Source organism: Burkholderia sp. 8Y, from assembly GCF_902506145.1.
Taxonomy (GTDB): domain Bacteria; phylum Pseudomonadota; class Gammaproteobacteria; order Burkholderiales; family Burkholderiaceae; genus Caballeronia.
Window position 1 is genome coordinate 1,338,768 of record NZ_LR733519.1, and the last position, 17,410, is coordinate 1,356,177.

A 17,410-nucleotide genomic window follows, 5' to 3' on the forward strand; every position below is an offset into this window, starting at 1 on the left:
CGACTACACATCGGCCCGACGGAAGAGGCACATGCAACCGACTTTATCCACCTATCGCATCGACCCGACGCCTCGCCGGGCGGACGGCGAATACATCGCTCATGCGCGCATCAGCGCGAATAACGCGGACGGCAGCGAGACCGACATCTTCATGAGCGGCGACCTCGCAGGCTTCGACTTGCGTGACGACGCGGTGACGTTCGCCATGCAATGGGCGCAGGAGTGGCTCGCCGCGCGATTCGGTCATTCGACCGACGAAGCGCCCGTTGCCGGAGCCCGCCGCGCGATGACGGACGAACGGCAAGAAGCGCGGTGAGTTCTTTCCTTCATGGCCGGACCGGCCACTCGCTATCCGATGCGGTCTTTGACATTTCGTCCAAAACGCATCACCATATGTTTCCATTGTAAAAATAGCGACGTATGTCATGGTCGACAAAAGCGAAAGCGGCCTCGCGGAGCCGGCGCGAACAGGAAAGCGCGCGGCGAAAGCGGTCGCGAAGGAACAGGAGAAGCCGTATCACCACGGATCGCTGCCGCAAGCATTGCTGCGGGCCGCTGAAGTGGTGCTCAAGCGCGACGGAATCGGCGGGCTGAGTCTCAGGGCAATCGCGCGCGAGGCGGGGGTGTCGCACACGGCGCCGCAGCACCACTTTGGCGATACGGCGGGCGTGCTGAGCGAACTCGCGGCGGATGGCTTTCTGCGTCTGTCGGCGTCCATCGCGAACAGCGCACGGGACGTGCAGGGCACGTCGGAACGCCGCAGGGCCATCGCGCGCGGTTATATCGCCTTCGCGAAGAACAACCCGGATCTCATGCGCCTGATGTCGCGCGGCGAGATGTTCGACGCTCACCGGCCGTCGCTCGTCGAAGCGCGGAGAACCGCTGGCCTCGCGCTGGCGGGCGTGTTCGACGACGCGCCGTCCGCGCCGTCTGCGGGACGGCACACCTTCGCACCGATGGACGCCTCGCGTGCCGTCGCGCTCACCGCAGCGTGGGCCTATGTGCATGGGCTCTCACTGCTGCTGATCGACGGCCGTCTCGACGTGCTCGCCGCAGCCGCCGAAGGCATCGGCAACGCGGAAGAACTTGTCATGGCGGCGATCGACCACGTGCAATTGAACATCGGCCAGGCCGCGTGACGTGTGGCATCCACGGCGCTTACGACCGCTCCATCAGCAGATCGCGCAATGCGCCGAGCGCCGCCGAACAGTGCCCCTTGCGCCAGACGAGCAGCGTGCTCACTCGCCCGAGTTCGCCAAGCGAATGCACGTCGACTTCGTCGCCGAGGCCGGCGAGTTGCAGCACCGAGCGCGGCGCGACGGCCACGCCCGCGCCCGCCGCGACGCACGCGACGATCGCGTGATACGAACCCAGCTCCAGCACACGCGCCGGCCGGACGCCTTGCAGTTCGTACCAGCGCATCGCATACGCGCGATACGCGCAGCCGCGCTCGAACGCGACCAGCGTGAGCCCGGCGATCTCGCGCGCCATCGCGGTAGGATGCCGCCCGCGCGGCGTCACCATCACCAGTTCTTCCTCAAACACGGGAACCGACTCGAACTGCTCGGCGGGCAACGCATTCGGCTCGATGGGCCGCGCGAGCACGGCGGCATCGACTTCATAGGCGCGCACGCTGTCGATGAGCGCGCGCGTCACGCCGGTCGCCAGTTCGAGCGTCACCTCCGGCCAGCGTTGATGGTAGGCCGCGAGCACACGCGGCAGCCGGCTCGCGGCGGTGCTCTCCATCGTCCCGAGACGCAGACGCCCTTGCGGACGATTCTCGCGCACGGCATGACGCGCTTCTTCGGCTAGCGCGAGCAGACGTTCGGCGTACGGCAGCAGCGTCTCGCCTGCGGGCGTCAGCACGAGCCTTCGGCCGTTCCGCTCGAAAAGCTCGGTGCCGAGCGTTTCCTCCAGCTGGCGAATGCGCGTGGTCACGTTCGACTGCACGCGATTCAGTTTGGCCGCCGCCCGCGTCACGCCCGCTTCCCGCACGACAGCCCGAAAAATCGCCAATGAGCCCAGGTCCATGATCTGCATCCGAGATTGATCGCATCTTGATTATTCATTTTTCAAGATGACGCGGTCAAGCTAGCATCGAGTGACTGCTCTTTCTTTTTTTATCCATCGATGGCTACGTCCGCCGAAGCCCAAGCACGGTCCATGCACCCCGCGCGCGATGCCGCCCTCGCCTGTGCCGTCGCGCTGGCCGTGGCGCTCGGCGTCGGGCGGTTCGCGTTCACGCCGCTGCTTCCGTTGATGCTCAAAAGCGGCGCGCTGGATATCCGTCAGGGCGGATGGCTTGCATCGGCCAATTACGCGGGGTATCTGATCGGCGCGTTGACGTGCGCGGCGATCCGCATCGATCACGGCCGCATGGTGCGTCTCGCGCTCGTGACGACCGCCGTCTTCACGCTGGCGATGGGTCTTCTGCATGCGTTCTGGGCGTGGACCGCGATCCGTTTCGCGGCGGGCGTGGTCAGCGCGTGGGCGTTCGTATTCGCGTCGCAGTGGGGCTTGCGGCGGCTCGCGGAACTCGACGCGCACGGCCTGAGCGGCATCATCTACGCGGGACCGGGCGTGGGCATCGTCGCAACGGGTTTGCTCGGCGCCGCAGCCGCCGCGCTCGGCGTGACCGCGCCGTGGGTGTGGACGGGCTTCGCGGTCTGCTCGGGGGTGGCGGTCGCCTTCATCTGGAAGATGTTCGCCGCCGCGCCCGCACCGGCGTCCGCGCACAAGCGTGCCGCGAGCGGCGCGACGCACATCGCGACGCGTGCCGATTCGTTCTGGCTCGTGAGCCTTTATGGTCTTGCGGGATTCGGCTACATCATCACCGCGACGTTTCTGCCGGTCATCGCGCGGCAGGCGTTGCCGGGGTCGCCGTGGCCCGATCTGTTCTGGCCGGCGTTCGGACTGGCGCTGATCGCGGGCGCGTTGATCGCCGCTCGCCTGCCGATCTCATGGGACAACCGGCGCTTGCTGGCCGCGAGCTATCTCGTGCAGGCGGCGGGCATGTGTCTGGGCATCGTGTTTCCGACCGCCATCGGCCTTGGCGCCGGCACTGTGCTGCTTGGCTTGCCGTTCACCGCCATCACCCTGTTCGCGATGCGCGAAGCGCGCCGGTTGCGCGGCGACGCCGCAGCCGGCCTCATGGGCTACGCCACCGCGGCATACGGCCTCGGACAGATCGTCGGGCCGCTCGTCGCCGCGCCGATCGCCCAGCGGACCGGATCGTTCTCGTTCGCGCTATGGATTGCGGTCGCGGCGCTGGGGCTGGGCGCGGTGGCGTTGGCGATCGTTGGCCGACGCGGCGCGGTGCAAGCGTAGGGAATCGCTGCCCTACTTCGATTCGGCCTGCCCTTCGGCCGCCTTGCCGCGACGCGGCTTCCTGGCAGTGTCCGAAGCCCCGGCGTCGGCCGTCTTGCCCCCGCGCTTGGCCTTCGATTCGCTCTCAACCGCCGCGGACTTGGCCTTTGCTCCGCTCGCCGGTTCCTTCGTCTTCGCTGACTTCTTTGCTGCGGTCTTCGTTGCTGTCTTTGCTGCGGTCTTGACTGCCGTCTTCGCCGAAGTCTTCGCCGGTGCCTTCGTCCTGGCTTTCGTCTTCGCTTCGGCCTCGGGAGCCGCAGCGCCCTTCTTGGCCTTCGCCAACTTCTTGCCATCGGACGCCGCATGCTCGCCAGCGGCCGGATCGCGCGACGGCGCGACGCCTTCTTCCTTCAGTTGAGCGATGGCCTGCTGCCAATACACGTGATCCCGCCCGGAGTGGCGGCCATCGGCCTCCCACAGGAGATAGGCACGGGTTCGGATATCTTCTTCGCGCAACTTCGACTGCATCGTGACTCCGAGGACTGAGTGAGGTTCAAGCGAACATAGCAGGTCGTCTCGTGCCGTTCAACCGCGGACCGCGCAAACGCACGGTGGTTCGCGCACTCTGCCCGCTCGCATCCACACGAAGTCACGCGATCCGGCAGCGCGCGCAGCATCGCGCCGCCGCCATGCCGCCGCGCTCACACGACCTTGATCGTCACGTCGATGTTCCCGCGCGTCGCTTTCGAATACGGGCAGGTCTGATGCGCGCCCTCGACGATCGCGTGCGCCATATCCCGGTCGATGCCCGGCAGACTGACCGCGAGCCGCGCACGAAGCAAATACGCGCCGTCGTTCGTGCCGAGATCGACTTCGGCGTCGACGGCCGTATCGTCGGGCAGCCTCACCTGCAACACGGCGGCGGACTTGCGCATCGCGCCGATGAAACACGCCGACCAGCCCGCCGCGAACAGTTGCTCGGGGTTGGTGCCCGCGCCCGCCGCGCCGGGCGTCGAGAGCTTCACGTCGAGCCGGCCGTCGGAACTGCGCGCGTGTCCTTCGCGGCCTCCGGTGACATGGGTCTTGCCGGTGTACAGCACGGTATCGATTTGCGTCGTCATGGTGATCCTCCAAAAGTTCATATCAGGCGATACGCGATGGCGCAGCCAATCAGCTACCGCGATACAGACTCGACAGCGCCGCGATCTGTCCGCTCTTTTGCGCCTGCGCGAGTTCGTGCCGAACCTCGGCGCGCGTCTTGCCCATGACGCGATGCACGGCCGGCGATTGCGCGTCCTGTGACGCGGGCGCGGTGTCGGTGACCGCGGCTTGCGCGGCTCCCGCGAAAGCACTGGCGGCGAAAGCAAAAGCGATGATCGAAGTTTTCATGATGAGCTCCTTGAGTAAAGTAACGACGCTCTCCGATGCCCGCCATCGCACGTTTGCAATGTCTGCACCGTCTGCTGCCGTGACGCCATTGAACCGCGCCCGTGTATCCGGCATGTTTCGGGAAAGCGCCCTCTTCGAATCGCTCTGTATCGGGCCGTGTCCGGATACATGACGATACAAACGCCGCGCCCCTCCGGTCATATGTCGAACGGCGCGTGCAACGCTATGTATCGCGCGAAGCCACGGATACACTGCGATACAAAACGCGCGGCCCGCCCGTCGAAACCACGCGCGTTCTGGGCTATAACGCTTGCATCGTGAACGCCTGGAGTCATCCGTGAAACGCATGCTCGCAATCGTCGCCTTCCTCGCGGGCGGACTGGCGGCCGAACTCGCGCATCCGGTGCAGTGCCTGTTGCTGACACCCGCCCGGATGCAATTCAAGCGCAAGAAGCCATGAGCGATCGATGGAAACCACCGACCACGTGCTGATCGTCGACGACGACCGCGGCATCCGCGAACTGCTCGCGACCTATCTGGAGAAGAACGGCATGCGCGTGTCGCTCGCCGCCAATGGCCGGCAGATGCGCGCCGTGCTCGAACAGGGCGCGCCGGATCTGATCGTGCTCGATCTGATGCTGCCGGGCGAAGACGGGCTCGTGCTGTGCCGCGAATTGCGCTCGGGCAAGTTCCGCTCCGTGCCGGTACTGATGCTGACCGCGCGCAACGAGGAAGCCGACCGCATTCTCGGCCTCGAAATGGGCGCGGACGACTATCTGCCGAAGCCGTTCGCCGTGCGCGAACTGCTCGCGCGCATGCGTTCCGTCCTGCGCCGCACGCGCATGCTGCCGCCCGGCATGCAGGTGACGGAAACCGCGCCGATGCTCGCTTTCGGCGACTGGCGGCTCGACACGACCGCCCGGCATCTGCTCGATGCGGACGGCACGATGGTCGCGCTCTCCGGCGCCGAGTACCGCTTGCTGCGCGTGTTTCTGGATCATCCGCAGCGCGTGCTCACGCGCGATCAATTGCTGAATCTGACGCAGGGCCGCCAGGCCGATCCGTTCGACCGCTCCATCGACCTGCTCGTGAGCCGCCTGCGTCAGCGCCTCAAGGACGAGGCGCGCGAGCCGCGCTACATCAAGACGCTGCGCAGCGAGGGCTATGTGTTCTCGGCAGCGGTGACGCCGCTCGGCGGCACGCCATGAGCACGCGCGTCGAGGTGCCGGGCGAAGCGCCGCGTTCAGCCGCCGCCTGGCTGCGCCTGCCGCGCACGCTCTTCGCGCGGCTGGCCGTGATCCTGCTCGTCGGGCTCGCGGTGGCGCAAGGCGCCGCGTTCTGGCTCACCATGACCGAGCGCGATCAGAGCATGACCAACGTGATGACCGGCTACGTCGAGCGCGAAGTGGCGAGTTCCGTCGCGCTGCTGGATCATCTGCCGCCCGCCGAACGCGCCGCGTGGCTGCCGCGGCTCGCGCGGCGCACCTACGATTTCATCCTCGGCCCCGGCGTCGGCGGCGCGCCGCCGGATGCGGCGTTGTCCGGGCGATTCGCGCAGTCGATCGCCGACGGCATCGGCAAGCGGTATCCGCTGACGGTGAACGCGGTCCCCGGCCAAGGCGAACGCTTCCAGATTCACTTGCGCCTGTCCGACGGCTCGCCGCTCACCATCGACATGAGGCCCATGCACGGCACGCCCGTGTCGAGCTGGCTGCCGTTTCTGCTGGCGCTGCAACTGGCGGTGCTGGTCGCGTGCTGCTGGCTCGCGGTGCGCCTCGCGACGCGCCCGCTCGCGCAACTGGCGCACGCCGCCGACACGCTCGGTCCCGATCTGAAGGGACAGCGCCTGCCCGAAGAAGGCCCGGACGAAGTGCTGCGCGCCGCGAAGGCGTTCAACGCGATGCAGGACCGCGTCGCGATGTACATGGCGCAGCGCATGCAGATTCTCGCGGCCATCACGCACGATCTGCAGACGCCGATCACGCGCATGCGCCTGCGCGTGGACGTGATGGACGACACCGCGACCGGCGCGAAGCTGCGGCAGGATTTGCAGGAGATGGAAACGCTCGTGAAGGAAGGCGTGACCTACGCGCGGACCTTGCACGGCACGCAGGAAGCGGCGGTGCGCGTGGACCCGGACGCGCTCATCGAAAGCATCGTCGATGACTACCGCGACGCGCGAAAGAGCGTGTCGCTCGAAGGACGCATCGGACATGCGATGGTGACGCGGCCGCAGGCGTTGCGGCGGATCGTCGGCAATCTCGTCGACAATGCGCTCAAGTTCTCGGGCGCGGCGGAAATCGAAATGAAGGCGCTCGCCGATGGCCGTGCGCGCATCGCGGTGATGGACCGCGGGCCGGGCATTCCGGAAGCGTCGCTAGAAGCGGTGTTCGAGCCTTTCGTGCGGCTGGAAGACTCACGCAATCGGGAAACGGGCGGTACGGGGCTGGGGCTTGCAATCGCGCGGCAACTCGCGCGGGCGATGGACGCCACGTTGACCTTGCATCCGCGTGAAGGCGGCGGGCTGGAAGCGCGGCTGGTGTTGGAACGCGCGTTTTCCTCGCATCGCGCGGGCGCTTTGTTGTGATGGGACGCCGGCTGGAAGCTCGTGGAATCGAGACACGCGCGGTGCGGGACTGCACTTACGATCGCGCTCAACTCGCGCGGGCAAACGCGACGTTGACCTGCATCCGCGTGAAGGCGGTCGGGTGTCGTGAACGGGCGTGTTCGCGTTGCATCGCGAAGGCACTTCCTCGCGACGCCGGCTGGAGGCTCGCGCAACGGAGGCACGGGCGGCGCGGAGCGGGGAATTGCGATCGCGCGGCAACTCGCGCGGGCGATGGACGCCACGCTGACCTGCATCCGCGTGAAGGCGGCGGTCTAAAAGCGCGGCTGGTGTTGAAACCGCGCGTGGCGTCGCATCGCGGGCAGTTCCTCACGATGCAACGCCGCTTAATTCACGGACGCGCGTACGGCGAGCCCAAACCGACGACATCGTCGTGCCGCGCGCCCGATTGCGACGCGCCGCCCGCTGCGCCGCCATATGCGGCATCGCCCGAATGCACGCGTGCCAGCGCGGCCTCGATGTTCGTCGGATATTGCGAATGATCGCTCGCCGGGTTGTAGCCGGCCTGCGCGAGTTGCACGAACTCGGCGCGCACTTGCGCGCGAGTAACCTCGTTGCCGCTCTGCGCGAACGAAACGACGGGCGCGACAGCGAGCGCGGCGACTGCAAAGAGTTGAATGGCTTTCATGACGTTCTCCGAAGGTTAAGGGGTTGCAAGGCCGGATCTGATCGGCCTTGCATGAGACGTATTAAAACGCGCGAACGTATCCGGCTTGTTTCCGCGTCGGCTGCCCGCTGCAAGCGCATGTCTCACGCGCTGCGCCAGATACGTGGCGATACGAAAATCAGCCGAAGGTGAACGCATACGCCCGCGCGCCGCTGTCGAGAAACTCGATCTCGAAGGTGCGGTCATCGACCGTTCCGCTCTGACGCACGAGCTGATAGAGGCGCGCGGTATCGACGACGCCGTTGCCGTTCGCATCGACGTCCGCGCCATGCGATGCGCCCGGCGCCGCGCCATCGACGGTGATGCGAAAGCGCACCGGCTTGCCGTCGGCGGCGGGCGCGAGCACGAGATGCAGGTCGCGCGCATGAAACCGATAGGCGATGCGCGCGTGCGGCGCGACCGGCACGGCCGCCTCCGCGCCGATGTTCCACTGCCCGCCGACCGCCCATTCGTTGAGCGCGAGACGTTGCGGCAGCGCGTAGGCGGCAGGCGCGTCGCGCAACACTGGCTGGGCGGACGCCTGTCCTTCCGCCTCGCGATAGCCGACATACGTTTCGTTCGACGCCTCGTGCGCCGGGTCCGCAGCCACTTGCGTGCCGCTCGCCAGGACCGCTGGCCGCGCGGCGGCGTCCGGCGACGTACCCGCATCGCCCAGCAATTGCCGGATGACGTGCTCGGCTTGCTCGTAGCCGCCTTCGCCGAAGTGGTGATAGCGAATGCGCCCTTCCTGATCGACGATATAGAACGCCGGCCAATAGCGATTGCCGAACGCTTGCCAGATGCGGTAGTCGTTATCGACGGCAACGGGATACGACACGTGCAGATCCCGCAGCGCACGCTGAACGTTGCCCGTGTCGTGCTCGAAGCCGAATTCGGGCGTATGCACGCCGAGCACGACAAGCCCGTTGCCGCCGTACTCTTGTGCCCACGTCCGCAGGTAAGGCAGCGTGCGCAGGCAGTTGATGCACGAATACGTCCAGAAATTGACGACGACGACCTTGCCGCGCAACGCATCGCGGGAAAGCGGCGGGCCGTTGAGCCACTGCGTCGCGCCGTCGAGGGCGGGCAGCGCGCCTTGTACCGGAAGGCTCGCCGACGCGTTCGAAGCCGGCATCGCCACGCGCACGATGCGCGGCTTCTGCGCGTCGCCGCGTGCCGGAGCGTGCGCGGACAGCAACCCGACGAGCCGGCTTTCGATGCCATCCGTCGAGACGCTACGGACGAGCGCGAGCACGCGCGTATCGACACCCGATGCGATCGCCGCGACGGTCAGCAGCACGAGCGCGCCCATCGCGCGGCGCACGTGCTCGCCGATGCCGAACGACCGCTTGAGGCCGTCGAGCGCGCGCTTGCCGAGCGACGATGCCACCGCGAGCGCGCACGCCGCGCCTGTCGCGTAGGCCGCGAGCGCCGCGCCGGTGTGCCAGCTCGCGCCGTTGAGCGCCGCGCCGGACAGAATCGCGCCGAGTATCGGTCCCGCGCACGGCGCCCACAGCAGGCCGGTGGCCGCGCCGAGCAGCATTGCGGGGACGATCCGGCGCGATGCGCCCTGCGCCTGCGACCGCGCGGTGAAGCGATCCGCGAGCGCGGAAAGCGGAAGCGCAAGGCGCGCGGCGATAGCGGGAAAGAGCAGCGACGCGCCGAACAGCGCGAACAGGCCAAGCGCAAGCCAGCGGCCGTACTGGCTGAATTGCGCCGCGCCCGCGAGGCCCGCCGCGCCGAGGCCCGTGACGAGCGTGAACATGCCAGCGAGTCCGGCGAGAAGCGGCAGGCGGTCGGTGAGAAACGGCCGGTCTGAGCGTGCGAAGATGAACGGCACGACCGGCAGAATGCAGGGACTGAGCACGCTGAACGCGCCGCCCAGAAAAGCCACGATGATCAGCAACATGAGACCGTTCTCCATGAAATGAGCGATGCGCCCCGTTCCACGTATTCGACGGCTTTCATGTATCGCGCGAATGTCCCGAATCGGGCGTTATGTATCGCAATGTATCTGCTGCGCCCGGCGATACATGGCGATGCGATTGGCTTGACCGCCGGACATAGTGTGGATACATCGACGCGCTGCAATACGGGCTGACATCAACCAACGAGGAGAGTCATCATGTTCGGTCGTCTCAGGATTGCGGCGGTCGCGCTGGGCATCGCGGCGACGGCGGCTTTTGCGGTATTCGCGTCGAACGGCGCGTCGGCGCTCGCGCCGGCGGCGATCGCAATCGGAGCGGAAGCGCCCGAATTCACGGGCATCGACAACTGGTTCAACAGCGCGCCGCTGCAGTTTAAGCAGTTGCGCGGCAAGGTCGTGCTCGTCGATTTCTGGACGTTCGACTGCATCAACTGCGCGCACACGCTGCCGTATATCAAGGCGTGGAACGCGCGCTATCGCGACAAGGGGCTCGTCGTGATCGGCGTGCATTCGCCGGAATTCGCGTTCGAGCGCGATACAGGCAATCTGAAGAAAGCGATAGCGAGCAACGGCATCACGTATCCGGTCGCGCAGGACAATCAGTTCGCGACGTGGCGGGCGTATGGCAATCAGTACTGGCCGGCGCTTTATCTGATCGATCAGAACGGCAAGCTGGTGTATAGCCACTTCGGAGAAGGGCAGTATGCGCAGACGGAGGAGAAGATCAGGACGTTGTTGGGGGTTCGGGAGAAGGCGGAGTGAAAGGCGGTGAGCTGCGTCAGCGCGGCGACGCTTCCGCGCTGACTAGAGCCGACCAGGGCACCCCACCTCACAAATACTCCACGTTCCCATCCACGCTGATAGCCTGCCCCGTGACATTCCGGGCCGCGGGCGATGCGAGAAAGAGCGACATCGCGGCGATATCCTCCACCGTCACCATGCGGCGCAGCGATATCTTCTTCAGATACTCGTCGCGCATGGCGTCGAACGTCGCGCCGACTGCTTCAGCGCGCGCCGCGATCACGCGATCCATCCGTTCGCCCTGTACCACGCCGGGCAGGATCGCGTTGACGCGGATATTGCTCGGCCCAAGCTCGATGGCGAGCGACTTCATGAGGCCGACGAGCGCCCATTTCGTCGCGGCATACGGCGTGCGAAACGCATAGCCGAGCCGCCCCGCCACCGATGACATCGTGACGATGCTCGCCTGCTCCGACGTTTCCTTCATGAGCGGTACCGCTTTGCGCAAGAAGTAGAACTGGCTGTTGAGATTCGTCGTGACGGTGCGTTCCCATTGCACGGGATCGAGTTCTTCGACCGGCCCCGTCGGACCCGCGATGCCCGCGTTGTTGATCAGCAGGTCGAGGCCGCCGAGCGCGGCGCGCACCTCGTCGATGACCTTATCCACCTGCTGCGAATCGCTTACGTCGGCCACGCACCCATGCAGCGACGCATGCGTTGCCGTGAAGCGTTCGACGGCCGCGGCATCCATATCGCAGATGAATACGTGCGCCTGCGTCTCGAGAAAGGCTTTCGCGATGCCCGCGCCGATGCCCGACGCCGCGCCGGTGATCAGCACGCGCAAGCCGGGCTGCGGTTTGAGAAGTTCGAATGTGTTCATGTCCGGTCTGCACCATGCGGTAGCGCGCGGCCGTATCGAAGCATCACAGCGTCATGCCGCCGGATACCTCGATCACCGCGCCGTTGATATAGCTCGCTTCGTCGCTTGCGAGAAAGGCGTACACGTTGGCGATTTCTTCGGGCCGCCCGAGCCGTCCGAGCGGCACTTGCGCGCGCATCTTGCCGAGCACGTCGTCCGGAATGGTGGACAGAATCGGCGTCTCGACGAAACCCGGCGCGACCGCATTGACGCGAATGCCCTTCGGTCCCAGCTCGCGGCTCCAGGTCTTCGTGAAGCCGATCACGCCGAATTTCGACGCCGCGTAATTCGTCTGCCCGAAGTTGCCATAGATGCCGACCACCGAGCTCGCATTGAGAATCACGCCCGAGCCTTGCGCGATCATGCCGTCGACGACCGCCTGACTTGCGTGAAAGACGGCGCGCAGATTTACGTCGATCACGGCATCGAACTGTTCGATGGTCATCTTCTGCAGGCGCGCATCGCGCGTGATGCCCGCGTTGTTCACGAGCACGTCGATTCTGCCGTGGCGCTCGCGCACGGCTGCGACCATCGCATTCACGCTCTCACGGTCGGACATGTCGACGCGAAACGCGGAGCCTTCGGCGCCCGCCTCGCGGCATTGCGCGATCACGTCCTTCGCGGCGGCGTCGTTGATATCGCACGCGATAACGACCGCGCCTTCGCGCGCGAACTTCAATGCGGTGGCCGCGCCGATGCCCTGGCCCGCGCCCGTGATGATGGCTACTTTGTTCTTGAGTCTCATCGTTTCAGTCTTCTCGTGTCAGTCAGGAGTGAATGGCCGCCTTGGCATTGCTCATCGCCGATGCCGCGCCCGCTTCGCGCCGGATCGCTCTCGCGAATACCGGCACGAGCGCGAGCCCCAGCACCGATGCCACGACGATCACGAGGAAGCCCGAATCGCTGCGCCCCGTGACGGTCTCGGTCATGCCGAACAGATACGGTCCGACGAATCCGCCGATCAGCCCGATCGTGTTGATGAACGCGAGGCCCGCCGCTGCCTGAATGCCCTGCAGCCGCTTCATCGCGATCGCCCAATACGAAGGCAGGACGCCGCCGCCGAAAAACGCCGTGACCGCGAGCAATGTCATGCGCGCCGCCGGATGGGACGCCGCGACGAACGCACACGCGCCCGCGACGAGCCCAGCCGTGAGTATGCCCAGATACACGCAGTCGTTGCCATAGCGCCGATGAATGCGCGGCAGAATCAGCACGCCCAGCAGGAAACCCACGCCGACGCTGCTCGACAGCAGACCGACGAGAAACGGCGTGTTGACGTGCATCTGATGAATCATCGCGGGCGTGAAGAAGTACAGTCCTACGAAGGCCACCTGATTCAGAAAGTAGATGAGTCCGATGAGCACCGTCGTCGGCCGCTTGAGCGCCGCGAGCCAGTCCGCCGACGTCAGTTCCGGATGACCATGCGTGTCGATGACCGCGCGCGCTTCGAGGGCTCGCGCTTCGTCGGCGGAAAGCCAGCGGGCATCGTGCGGACGCTCCGGCAGCTTGAAATACAGCAGCACGCCCGCGAGCACGCTCGGAATGCCTTCGATCATGAACATCCACTGCCAGCCGTGCAGGCCGCCCATGCCGCCCAACTGCATCAGCGCACCGCCGATCGGATTGCCGAGCACGAGCGCGAGCGCGGGCGCCGTGTAGATCCAGCCGACCGCGATAGGCCGGTCGGCAGGCGCGAACCACAGCGTGACCATGTACATGAGCGCGGGAAAAAGGCCCGCTTCGGCGATGCCCAACAGCACGCGCAGCACATAGAACGACCACTCGCCCTGCACGAACATCATCGCGGTGGAAAGAATGCCCCAGCTCACTGCGATGCGCGCGATCCAGCGGCGCGGCCCCACGCGATGCGCCGCGAGATTGCTCGGCACTTCCAGCAGCGCATAGCCGATGAAGAAGATGCCCGAACCCAGCCCATAGGCGGCGGCGCTGATGCCCACGTCGGCCGCGAGCTGCACCTTGGCGAGCGCCACGTTCGTGCGGTCGAGAAAGGACATGAAATAGATCGCGCACATGAGCGGGATGAGCCGCAGCATCGCTTTGCGTGTCGCGGCGCGATGTATCGCGTCGACCGTGTCGTTGAGAGCGCCGGTGTTCATGTTGTCTCCTGAAAGAAGGGCTGCCGTTGTTATGAGTTGCTTTGGTCGGGCAGCGTGGATTCGATGAGTGTGTTGTCAGAGCGTGACCTGATCGCGTCCCTTGAGGCCGAGCATGGCGCGCGCATCCGCAGGCGTCGCAATCTCGAACGACAGTTCTTCGAGAATGCGTCGGATCTTCCTGACCTGCTGCGCGTTCGATTCGGCCTTCACGCCCTTCGCGAGATAGATGCTGTCTTCCAGGCCGACGCGCACGTTGCCGCCGAGAATCGCGCTCATCGCGACGAGCGGCATCTGATGACGTCCCGCGCCGAGCACGGAAAACAGGTAGTCGTCGCGTCCGAACAGGCGGTCAGCGGTCGCGCGCATCACGGTCATGTTCTCCGGGTCCGCGCCCATGCCGCCGAGAATGCCGAACACCGACTGGATGAAGAACGGCGGCTTCACGAGCCCCTGATCCACGAAATGCGCGAGATTGTAGAGATGCCCGAGGTCGTAACACTCGAACTCGAAGCGCGTGCCCTTGCCGCCCAGTTCGAGCAGAATGTGCTTGATGTCCTTGAACGTGTTGCGAAAGATCATGTCTTCCATGCCTTCCACGTAGCCCTTTTCCCATTCGTAACGCCACGTCGAAATCTTCGACGCAAGCGGATGAATCGAGAAGTTCATCGAACCCATGTTGAGCGAGCACATCTCGGGCGCCGCGCTCAAGGGATACGCGAGCCGTTCTTCGAGCGTCATGCGCGTGCTGCCGCCCGTCGTGATGTTGATGACGGCATCGGTCGAATCCGCGATGGCGGGCACGAACTGCCTGAAGATATCGGGGCTAGGCGTGGGGCGTCCGTCGATGGGATCGCGCGCATGCAGATGAATGATCGCGGCGCCGGCTTCAGCGGCTTCGACCGCCTGCGTGCGGATGTCTTCGGGCGTGAGCGGCAGATGCTCCGACATCGAAGGAACGTGCGTGGCGCCCGTGATGGCGCACGAAATGATCACCTTGCGGCCGGGATTGCTCATGATGCGGTCCTCGTCTCCATGCCTGATTCTTGCCGCCGCGCTGTGCGCAACGGCGGCTTGTGACACTGATCTTATTGAGTTAGCATCCCGCCCGAAAGGTCATTTCCGGACAGGCGAGAGTCCTGCGAGGACATAGCGAATTCAGCGAGAAAGTCATGGCGACGATCCGTCCCCCACTCAACGAACGCATGTATGCGCCGTACAAGATCGCGGCGCTGGTGGAGGTGCTGGCGGAGCAAGGCATCGCGCCGGCAGACACGTTGCGCGGCACGGGCGTGAGCGTCGAGGCGTTGCAGGATGCGTCCGTGCTCACGTCCATCGGCCAGTACGCCACCGTGTGCCGTAATGCGATATCCCTGTCGTGCGATCCCGCGACGCCGTTCAAGGTCGGCAGAAAGCTGCATCTGTCGGCTTACGGCATGTACGGCTATGCGCTCATGTCCTGCCTCTCGCTGCGGGACTACTTCAAGCTGGGCGTGAAGTACCATCGGCTTGCAACGCCGACCGTTGCGATCGAATGGACCGAGTATCCGGACCGCATGGTCTGGACCTTTCCCGACGCCTTTATTTCCAGTCCATCGCGTGAGTTGCGCGAGTTCATCATCGAGCAGCAATACACGCAGCATGTCACGCATCTTCAGGATGTCGCGGGCGGGTTGTGTCCGCCGGTGAAGGCATGTTTCTCGTACCCCGCGCCCGCTCACGCGGACATTTACGCTGAGTATCTCGGCTGTCCCTGCTACTTCGATCAGGACCAATGCGCGCTGATCTACGACAGCGCGATTCTCGATCGCAAGCCGCAGCTCGCGCATCAGCTCACGGCGTCGCTGCTTCAGGAAACGTGCGACAGGCTCATTGGTCAGGCAAAGACATCGAGCGGCGTCGCGGGCGAGGTCTACCAGATACTGATGAGCACGCCCGGCGTCTTTCCCGGCATGGAGGCCACGGCCGAGCAGATGCACATGACGACGCGCACGTTGCGGCGGCGGCTGCAAGCGGAAGGCACGTCGTTTCTCGCGATTGTCGACGACGTGCGCCGCTCGCTCGCGCTCGAATATCTGAAGACGACGAAGATGAGCACCGACGACGTCGCCATGTTGCTCGGCTTCAGCGACACGGCGAACTTTCGTCGTGCATTGAAACGCTGGACGGGTAAAGGACCGGGCGAGCTGCGGAAATAAGCTTCGCCGTCCTTATTACTTTGAGACAGCCTTCAAGGCTTCCCGTACATGACGCACGAAGCGCGTCGTGACCGCATGCTCTCTCGCCGACGGCCACGCCAGCCCCACGCGCCACTTCGCGTGCTTGCCGTTGAGCGGCAGGACGGTTGCATCGCGCAGTAGATGCTGCGCACGCGACGGAATGAACGCGACGCCCACGCCCGCGGCCACCGACGTGAGCACCGATTGCACGTCTTCCGCGTGCTGCGTGATGTTCGGCACGAAACGGCGTTCGCCGCACCATCGGTCGATCTGCGCCGCGAGGCCCGGACCGCGTGCGCGCGACAACGCAATGAAGCCGATATCGTTGAGCACGCCGAGGTCCGTCGGAAGGCGTTTGTAGCGGCTGTCGGCGGGCATCGCGAGCGCGAGACCTTCATCGATCACTCTGAACGATGTGAGCCCGGTAGCGGCGGGCAGGCGCATGAAGCCGGCATCGAGCTTGCCCGCGAGAATGCGCCGGCTCTGTTCCGACGACGAAAGATCGGAGAGCGTGATCGCTACGCCGGGATTCTGCTGGCGAAAGTCGGCAATGAGCCTCGGCACCAGCGTCAGCACCGAAAGACATATGCCGATGCGCAGATGCCCGGATCGGCCGCTGCTGGCGTCGCGTGCGCGCGCGAGGATATCGTCGGCATCGCGGATCAATGCTTGCGCATCCGGCAGGAACGCTTCACCGAAGAGCGTCAACTCCGCGCCATGCCTGCCCCGCTCGAACAACTTGCCGCCGAGGCTCGCTTCGAGCGCACCGATCTGCTTGCTGAGAGCGGGCTGGCTCACGTGCAGCGCGTCCGCAGCGCGGCTGAAGTGGCGCAGTTCCGCGACCGCGAGAAATGCCTTCAACAGTTTGAGTTCCATTCGATGCCGTTATCGGATGCGGAAAATCATTCATTTTACAAATGGAACGTCGAAGCGTGGAATGAGCGTAGGCATTTCACTCAGGAGACTAGACATGACATCTCGCACGACCGTGCGTCGTCGCGCTGCGGGTCGCGGCAACGAAACACAAGCTGAGACGCCTGCGGTGAAGGACGAACTGAACGCATCGCCTCGACCGCCGCGTTATCGGGCTTATGGTGCGGTCGGAAGCGAAGTGGAGGACAGCCCCGCGACCGGGTCCATCGCGCTGAGCTTTGCGGTAGTCAAACGCAGCCCACGATGAGCCGCGAGGAAGGATGGCGCGCGCCCGCGTCGGGGCGCGCGTGAGCTTAAACCGCCCGCCGCACCAGCATTTCCCTGATCTTGCCGATGGCCTTCGTCGGGTTGAGACCCTTCGGGCACACATCGACGCAGTTCATGATCGTGTGGCAGCGGAACAGGCGATACGGGTCTTCCAGGTTGTCGAGACGCTCGCCGGTCGCCTGATCGCGGCTATCGGCGATAAAGCGATACGCCTGCAGCAAGCCCGCCGGACCCACGAACTTGTCCGGATTCCACCAGAAGCTCGGGCACGATGTCGAGCAGCTCGCGCACAGAATGCACTCNTGCCATCCGGCCGCATTCAA

21 protein-coding genes are annotated in these 17,410 nt (G+C 65.4%); 9 read left to right on the forward strand and 12 right to left on the reverse strand.

The window, feature by feature from the left end; genetic code table 11:
• Positions 1 to 31 precede the first annotated feature (31 nt).
• Both GV035_RS05870 and GV035_RS05875 read left to right on the forward strand, forming a co-directional pair.
• Positions 32 to 316, forward strand: a complete 285-nt coding sequence (locus tag GV035_RS05870) for a hypothetical protein (protein ID WP_159834052.1) — start codon at positions 32 to 34, stop codon at positions 314 to 316.
• 109 nt (positions 317 to 425) lie between these two features.
• Positions 426 to 1,139: a TetR/AcrR family transcriptional regulator gene (locus tag GV035_RS05875; RefSeq protein WP_159834053.1), complete on the forward strand. Its 714-nt coding sequence runs from the start codon at positions 426 to 428 to the stop codon at positions 1,137 to 1,139.
• 19 nt (positions 1,140 to 1,158) lie between these two features.
• On the opposite strand, the gene GV035_RS05880 is transcribed toward GV035_RS05875, so the two are convergent.
• Positions 1,159 to 2,031 (reverse strand): LysR substrate-binding domain-containing protein, encoded by an 873-nt coding sequence (locus GV035_RS05880; protein ID WP_159834054.1) that lies wholly within the window; start codon positions 2,029 to 2,031, stop codon positions 1,159 to 1,161.
• A gap of 132 nt (positions 2,032 to 2,163) precedes the next feature.
• Between GV035_RS05880 and GV035_RS05885 the strand changes: the two genes are divergently transcribed.
• Positions 2,164 to 3,327: a YbfB/YjiJ family MFS transporter gene (locus tag GV035_RS05885; RefSeq protein ID WP_236572452.1), complete on the forward strand. Its 1,164-nt coding sequence runs from the start codon at positions 2,164 to 2,166 to the stop codon at positions 3,325 to 3,327.
• Positions 3,328 to 3,339: 12 nt separating this feature from the next.
• Here the strand turns inward: GV035_RS05885 and GV035_RS05890 are convergent, their stop codons facing one another.
• From GV035_RS05890 to GV035_RS05900, 3 genes are all read right to left on the reverse strand, one after another.
• Positions 3,340 to 3,822 (reverse strand): DUF2934 domain-containing protein, encoded by a 483-nt coding sequence (locus tag GV035_RS05890; RefSeq protein ID WP_159834056.1) that lies wholly within the window; start codon positions 3,820 to 3,822, stop codon positions 3,340 to 3,342.
• 185 nt (positions 3,823 to 4,007) lie between these two features.
• On the reverse strand, positions 4,008 to 4,427 hold the full coding sequence (locus GV035_RS05895; RefSeq protein WP_159834057.1) for an organic hydroperoxide resistance protein: 420 nt from the start codon (positions 4,425 to 4,427) through the stop codon (positions 4,008 to 4,010).
• Positions 4,428 to 4,476: 49 nt separating this feature from the next.
• Positions 4,477 to 4,695, reverse strand: coding sequence for a DUF4148 domain-containing protein (locus GV035_RS05900; protein WP_159834058.1), 219 nt, complete (start codon positions 4,693 to 4,695; stop codon positions 4,477 to 4,479).
• 337 nt (positions 4,696 to 5,032) lie between these two features.
• On the opposite strand from GV035_RS05900, the gene GV035_RS29695 reads away from it, so the two are divergent.
• The 4 genes from GV035_RS29695 to GV035_RS05915 all read left to right on the forward strand — a co-directional run bounded on the left by GV035_RS29695 (position 5,033) and on the right by GV035_RS05915 (position 7,579).
• On the forward strand, positions 5,033 to 5,155 hold the full coding sequence (locus GV035_RS29695) for a hypothetical protein (RefSeq protein ID WP_268892229.1): 123 nt from the start codon (positions 5,033 to 5,035) through the stop codon (positions 5,153 to 5,155).
• Between the two features lie 7 nt (positions 5,156 to 5,162).
• On the forward strand, positions 5,163 to 5,903 hold the full coding sequence (locus tag GV035_RS05905; RefSeq protein WP_159834059.1) for a response regulator: 741 nt from the start codon (positions 5,163 to 5,165) through the stop codon (positions 5,901 to 5,903).
• Positions 5,900 to 7,282, forward strand: a complete 1,383-nt coding sequence (locus GV035_RS05910) for a sensor histidine kinase (RefSeq protein WP_159834060.1) — start codon at positions 5,900 to 5,902, stop codon at positions 7,280 to 7,282. The genes GV035_RS05905 and GV035_RS05910 overlap by 4 nt, the downstream gene beginning before the upstream one ends.
• A 126-nt stretch (positions 7,283 to 7,408) precedes the next feature.
• Positions 7,409 to 7,579, forward strand: coding sequence for a hypothetical protein (locus GV035_RS05915; protein ID WP_442859524.1), 171 nt, complete (start codon positions 7,409 to 7,411; stop codon positions 7,577 to 7,579).
• A 73-nt stretch (positions 7,580 to 7,652) separates the two neighbouring features.
• Here the strand turns inward: GV035_RS05915 and GV035_RS05920 are convergent, their stop codons facing one another.
• Complete coding sequence (locus GV035_RS05920) at positions 7,653 to 7,949, reverse strand: DUF4148 domain-containing protein (RefSeq protein ID WP_159834061.1); 297 nt, start codon at positions 7,947 to 7,949, stop codon at positions 7,653 to 7,655.
• Between the two features lie 157 nt (positions 7,950 to 8,106).
• Entirely contained in the window at positions 8,107 to 9,876 is a 1,770-nt protein-coding gene (locus tag GV035_RS05925; RefSeq protein WP_159834062.1) for a cytochrome c biogenesis protein DipZ, read from the reverse strand.
• Positions 9,877 to 10,092: 216 nt separating this feature from the next.
• Here GV035_RS05925 and GV035_RS05930 point away from each other — a divergent pair, with 216 nt between their 5' ends.
• On the forward strand, positions 10,093 to 10,656 hold the full coding sequence (locus GV035_RS05930) for a thioredoxin family protein (protein ID WP_159834063.1): 564 nt from the start codon (positions 10,093 to 10,095) through the stop codon (positions 10,654 to 10,656).
• A 67-nt stretch (positions 10,657 to 10,723) separates the two neighbouring features.
• Here GV035_RS05930 and GV035_RS05935 read toward each other — a convergent pair whose 3' ends face one another.
• The 4 genes from GV035_RS05935 to GV035_RS05950 all read right to left on the reverse strand — a co-directional run bounded on the left by GV035_RS05935 (position 10,724) and on the right by GV035_RS05950 (position 14,685).
• On the reverse strand, positions 10,724 to 11,515 hold the full coding sequence (locus GV035_RS05935) for an SDR family oxidoreductase (RefSeq protein ID WP_159834064.1): 792 nt from the start codon (positions 11,513 to 11,515) through the stop codon (positions 10,724 to 10,726).
• 43 nt (positions 11,516 to 11,558) lie between these two features.
• Positions 11,559 to 12,299, reverse strand: a complete 741-nt coding sequence (gene fabG, locus GV035_RS05940) for a 3-oxoacyl-[acyl-carrier-protein] reductase (protein ID WP_159834065.1) — start codon at positions 12,297 to 12,299, stop codon at positions 11,559 to 11,561.
• A 22-nt stretch (positions 12,300 to 12,321) separates the two neighbouring features.
• Positions 12,322 to 13,671 (reverse strand): MFS transporter, encoded by a 1,350-nt coding sequence (locus GV035_RS05945; RefSeq protein WP_159834066.1) that lies wholly within the window; start codon positions 13,669 to 13,671, stop codon positions 12,322 to 12,324.
• Between the two features lie 75 nt (positions 13,672 to 13,746).
• A complete protein-coding gene (locus GV035_RS05950) occupies positions 13,747 to 14,685 on the reverse strand; it encodes a 3-keto-5-aminohexanoate cleavage protein (RefSeq protein WP_159834067.1) in 939 nt (312 codons plus the stop codon).
• Between the two features lie 155 nt (positions 14,686 to 14,840).
• On the opposite strand from GV035_RS05950, the gene GV035_RS05955 reads away from it, so the two are divergent.
• Positions 14,841 to 15,866 (forward strand): AraC family transcriptional regulator, encoded by a 1,026-nt coding sequence (locus GV035_RS05955; RefSeq protein ID WP_159834068.1) that lies wholly within the window; start codon positions 14,841 to 14,843, stop codon positions 15,864 to 15,866.
• Positions 15,867 to 15,881: 15 nt separating this feature from the next.
• On the opposite strand, the gene GV035_RS05960 is transcribed toward GV035_RS05955, so the two are convergent.
• Both GV035_RS05960 and GV035_RS05965 read right to left on the reverse strand, forming a co-directional pair.
• Positions 15,882 to 16,763 carry a LysR family transcriptional regulator gene (locus tag GV035_RS05960; RefSeq protein ID WP_159834069.1) on the reverse strand — a complete coding sequence of 294 codons (882 nt, stop codon included), beginning with the start codon at positions 16,761 to 16,763 and terminating at the stop codon, positions 15,882 to 15,884.
• 350 nt (positions 16,764 to 17,113) lie between these two features.
• Positions 17,114 to 17,389: 4Fe-4S dicluster domain-containing protein (locus GV035_RS05965; RefSeq protein WP_159834984.1), on the reverse strand; the 276-nt coding region annotated here is incomplete at its 5' end.
• Positions 17,390 to 17,410 lie beyond the last annotated feature (21 nt).